The sequence below is a fragment of the Ruegeria sp. J8 genome (assembly GCF_056531925.1).
Map to the genome: position 1 here is coordinate 1 of NZ_JBQFMR010000028.1, position 4,792 is coordinate 4,792.

Annotated in this window: 6 protein-coding genes and 1 pseudogene; 1 reads left to right on the top strand and 6 read right to left on the bottom strand. The window is 50.9% G+C overall.

Annotation, left to right across the window (positions count from 1 at the left end; all coding sequences use genetic code 11):
- Nucleotides 1-558, top strand: a 558-nt coding sequence (locus ACR0L1_RS23610; protein WP_480861108.1) for a hypothetical protein, incomplete at its 5' end; no start/stop codon positions are given.
- On the opposite strand, the gene ACR0L1_RS23615 is transcribed toward ACR0L1_RS23610, so the two are convergent.
- The 6 genes and pseudogenes from ACR0L1_RS23615 to ACR0L1_RS23640 form a co-directional block, all read right to left on the bottom strand.
- A complete protein-coding gene (locus ACR0L1_RS23615; protein ID WP_480861110.1) occupies nt 559-1,428 on the bottom strand; it encodes a metallophosphoesterase family protein in 870 nt (289 codons plus the stop codon).
- Between the two features lie 61 nt (nt 1,429-1,489).
- The gene (locus ACR0L1_RS23620) at nt 1,490-2,923 is read right to left on the bottom strand and encodes a hypothetical protein (protein WP_480861112.1); all 1,434 of its coding nucleotides are present in this window, start codon (nt 2,921-2,923) and stop codon (nt 1,490-1,492) included.
- Between the two features lie 19 nt (nt 2,924-2,942).
- Nucleotides 2,943-3,587 (bottom strand): protein-tyrosine phosphatase family protein, encoded by a 645-nt coding sequence (locus ACR0L1_RS23625; RefSeq protein WP_480861114.1) that lies wholly within the window; start codon nt 3,585-3,587, stop codon nt 2,943-2,945.
- A 120-nt stretch (nt 3,588-3,707) separates the two neighbouring features.
- Complete coding sequence (locus ACR0L1_RS23630; RefSeq protein ID WP_170334800.1) at nt 3,708-3,881, bottom strand: hypothetical protein; 174 nt, start codon at nt 3,879-3,881, stop codon at nt 3,708-3,710.
- Nucleotides 3,882-3,923: 42 nt separating this feature from the next.
- Nucleotides 3,924-4,229: a hypothetical protein gene (locus tag ACR0L1_RS23635; RefSeq protein WP_480861116.1), complete on the bottom strand. Its 306-nt coding sequence runs from the start codon at nt 4,227-4,229 to the stop codon at nt 3,924-3,926.
- A gap of 53 nt (nt 4,230-4,282) precedes the next feature.
- Nucleotides 4,283-4,792 (bottom strand): annotated as a pseudogene (locus tag ACR0L1_RS23640) (hypothetical protein); the annotation flags it as partial.

Here is a 4,792-nt window from a genome sequence, read left to right on the forward strand (position 1 = left end):
GGCTTGATCGTCTATCATCCGGTGAGACGTAAAGCCCGTAGAAGCGTCCGCGACATAGTTATGCCAAGGCTTTTCTTCCTGTATGCGCTTATCGGCATGGCGGTTGGTTTTCTGGTGGTTCAGCACGGGTCAATGATCGGTTTTGTCATATTTGGAATCGGAGCGTTGCTCAGGTTCCGCTCCAATCTCGATGATCCGGTGGACACTGTCGAAATGATAATCGTGACTGTTCTTGGTCTTGCGGTCGGTCTGGGCTTGCCGCTGATGGCCACACTGGTGGCGGTTGTATGTTGGTGTTTTATTTGGCTTGGTGGAAGAAACAAGGGTGTAGAGATTTCCCTCAAGGCCTCAGACGAAGAGCACTCGTTGAATGTCAGCGGCGCCATTGAAGCTATGGCCGCAGACGCTGGATGGAAGCTGGTCAGAAAACACCACGTCCCCGGAAAATCTCGCGTTTCATTGCTGTTCATCACCTCGGGTGGACTTTCAGAAGCTCGGATAGAAGAGATGATAAACGATCTGGTTCCTGAAAAAGTTGAACTGAAACTCAACCTCTAGTCATTTAACAAGGTCTAAACGTTTCAACACCGCGTTCGGGGATCTGATCTCTTTCGGGAGCGACTTGAAGTTTACCGACCTTTCGAAATCAGGCCCTCGATATACTGCTATCCCAAACTCTCCGTTTGGCTGGAACGTAACATGAGTGAAGCTGTGAGGTGATCTGGCTTTTGAGCCAATAAGCCGTCGCGGGCCACCCCCCAAACAAGCTTGAGAGACGTAAGCTACCCCGTCTTTCCAACCGGGATAGAAGGCATGATGGTGGCCTGACAGATGCAGAACGACACCGCTTTCCAAATAGATTTTTTCAAGTGTTGGGTCACCGATGATTTCGCGTTCGCGCTGGATCGCGAACGGCCAAAGTGGGAGGTGACTGAAAGTGACAATCGGGTCTCCGTCTGCACCCAATTCCTGTAACCGGTCCTGCTGGTCACCGGATAGGGGTCCTAGGGTCGTTGCATCCAAAGACGCAAACGTAATGCCCTGCATCTCAAATGCGTAGAAGAACGGGTAGTCATCTGAAACCAGGAAGTCGACGCCTGGTTTTCTCGGCGTCCATTCCTCTGCGTATATTTTTCTTTCACGCTCGAACCCACGGTAGGCGGAGGCATCATGGTTTCCAGGTGTGACCGCAAATGGAATGCCGGCAGCCTTGAATGGATCTGATACGACCTCGTGAAACGCATTCCACATATCCCTGACCTGTTTGTCGGACAAGTTGGGAATGCGCTGTCCCGCAACCATATCTCCGGTCGAAATAACCAGATCTGGATCAATCTCGATTATGCGCTCAATCGCCTTGTCGACGCGGGCATCGTATCTTACCGAACCATAGCTTCCATTCAGATCCGATATGACGATGACATCCAATGCCGCCGCTTTGCAGGCGAGCAGAGCGGTCCAAATAAACACCGCAATAAGAGCAGAACACCTACGGTACATAACAGTCCACAGCCTCTACCTCAGTGCCGTTTCTCAAAAAGAATGCGACAGGATCCAAGTCGAACATCACATCGCCATTTGAGCAATTGCTCTGGAGAATGGACGTTGCCAGCGCAGTATTTTTGACAACTTGTGCAATCTGACTGTCTGACAACCCAAAGCTTTGCGATAGCCAGTCATAGACTGGGCCTTGGGATTGAAGGTCACTATTCAATGCAACCAAGCGCCGATACGTGCTTGGAGAGAAGTGGCGAATTTTCTCCAGCATTTGAGTAGATTTCGCGAAGTTGGCGTATTCGACACGCCCACCAGCATCGTTGTCGTTTAGATTGCTGCGACGGATCAATAATGCGTCGTCGGGAACCTCTCCATCGTTTGGCTCATGGTGCTTGGCTTTCTTATGCTTCAGCTTTCCGTCTTCGACCCAATACCAATAGGGTGTGAAGTCTATGTTTCCTACGCGGTCCTGCTGGCTAAAGATGAAATCGAGGAGTACAATCTCGGTAAGTTCTTGCATCCAAAATGCCATCTGTTGGTCGCTGACATCGGGACCGAGATCCTTGTTGATCATCCGGTCTCTTCGACCTTCTCCAACGCCCTCTACAATGGCCTCTGGCAAGGGTTTTGAAGAACGCAAAGCCAAGAAAGCAGGAGTTTCCTGAAAATCGCGGTTCTGACCTTTCCCCCAACCAGATTTACGGGTGCCGTTGATTTCCGAGCCGTATCGATGCCCAGGGCTATCAAGCAGCACACCGTATATTTGCGTTCGATCTGCGTTGAACAGATCGTCGGTTGGCTGGTATGAGTTCGGGTCAGCATCCGCAGCTGCGAAGACTCGCCAGCCTTCGTGGTTCATGCGCCCGCCATGAGAGCCACCAGAAATCGCAAGACCAGGCTCGGCGACCTCGGAAAAATGCGCCTGGGCGTCCATGCTACGCCAAACGGCGACTGGAACTTTTACAGTCGCGTCGAAATATCTGGAGAAATGATAGTAAAGCAGCGACGAGGTGGAAAAGGTTCCACTGGTGCCTTTTTGGTTCATGGTGGACTTGAATTTAGCCACCCTGTCCTTAGCCAGATCTTTTGCCGCCTTCCCCTCCTTGCAAGCGTTTCTCTCGAATTCAGAACGGTTCCCCACGTAAGGTCCTTCCGAAATATCGTAGACTGCCATTCCTGGGCTGGTGCTCCAGGTTTTTGGGCAAATAGCAATTTCGGGGGCATAGAAATCGATCTCGCAATAGGCCGTTTCTTCCTCAAGATCGCTTTTCTTATACTCGCCCGTTGGAGCTTTTTCGATCCGAATACAGCGTTCAGTAACGCCGTTGGGACTATCAAATGTCGTGGCTTCACCGAGAACATCGTCGTTGGCCCACAAGACAGTGGGTGCAATGAAAGCAAGTGACCCCAGAAGATTGAACCTCATTTGGATAGTCCTCCCAATATCATTTGGGGCAAATCGCTGCCTGTTGTTCGGTGGAGATCTTCAATTTTGGGTCGACACTGAAGTTGGAGAACTTTGCGTCAATCCACTGGTCGCACCCGCCTGAACAAGGGGCTCCGTTTCGGGCATCATTCCAATATTCCTTGGCCCTTTCTTCCGTCCAACCACAAAATTGAACGAGCGCCATTGCCGACAATGCCCCCGAGGAATGAACGCCCCACATGCAATGCACCAGGACAGGGCCTTTTCCAGGGTTTTGAATCACCTCGTGTATGGAAGCCATGACAGCATCGGGTCGGGAGGATCTGGCACTTTGATAGTCAAAGGATCCGTTTCCACAACTTGTGCGACCGTATTCAGTGTTTTTGCCAAAGTCGGCATAAAACCCGGTTGAAAACCCTTCACCGCATAGAGTTTCGCGTTGACCCTCACTTAGGCCAGTTCGATCCTTGTCGCCGCCCTTGAAACCGGATCGATACAACACTCCGCTTAAGACAGGGCGAAAGAAAGCGACACCATCAATGCCTCCGTCACCACCCTTTGAAAGCATTTGACTGTTGCTTGGACCGCCATTTCGACTGGTCACGTCAGAATTCGCAGCGGTTGCGAGAACACCAATGAATATGAGGGACGCCAAAAACCGCATGCCAATTCCTTTCTTTTCTTGAACCTTTAATGCTCAAACTCTTGCGACCTGATAGTCTCTCGGAAAGGCTAGTTCATGACAACCATATCAAGTGGGCAAATAGCTTTCCGCTGTGAAACTTTAGATGGGCCACACGAGATTGATGATAACGACGACTACGAAGTAGGCTAGAACAACTTTCCAGTTCCATTGGTGCTTGTTTTCTTCATTGATCACCCCCGCCGATTTCAATGCCATGTTTGTGATAACTAGAGCGGCGATGATGACCGCCGCATGTGCCAGGTCGAAATGCAAGTGTGAGTTCCTTCTTTCAGATTTGGGATTGATGGAATTTTGTCAGCAGTCACTTGATGGCAGCATTGCTACATCTGAGTACCTTCCCTCGGATGTCGTGATCTGAGCACATGCACCAGTATCCTTGTTAAACCAGTACGAGGTCAGACCTTCGCTTCGGATGAGTTCAAACCCGAGGCTTTGAATGCCCATTTCAGCTTGGCCCGCTCTTGCCCCTTCAAATGACGAAAGATCGCTAGAGCTGCCCACAGTTGGTGCACTTGCATCCACCGAACCGCTACTCTCATCGCATGCTGCAAGCGCCGAAACGCACATCGTGCCGATCACCAATAGTATTTTGGATTTCATCTGTTTTTCCCTCTCTTTTTTGGACTTGCGTTCCTGGGTTTCTGGTTGATCACCTATTCAATTCCGAAAATTACGTTGTAGTCCACGGAAGAGTTGCTGCGATTGATGACCTCCACAACATGATCACCGGATTGCCAAAGCTGTCCTCGATACTCCTTGTCCGCCGACATCAATCCCAACAATTCAGAACCATCGGGGTTACGAATAACGTAGTCCAAAGAGCCATTTCGCGGAGCAACGCGGACGTAAAGGAACTGTTCGTTTTTGGCACCGAGAACATATTGCTGCGACGCTCCGGGCGCGAGTTCACCAACGAGTTCGGCGCCGGTGGAACCAGCATCGAACTTGACACGCTGGCTACCAGTAGAACCGGCGGCGCCTGCCATGGCTCCACCGCCATCGTCCATCGCTTCCACAACCGACATCTCTCCAATGCTTCCATCCTTGTATGCAATGCAGCGCCAAAGTGTTCCACCTGCATCACGCAGCATGACGAGCGTACCAGCTTCCGAGAACTGAGAGCTTTCAATCGTTCCGGATTGACCGTCTGGTCCACCAACCTG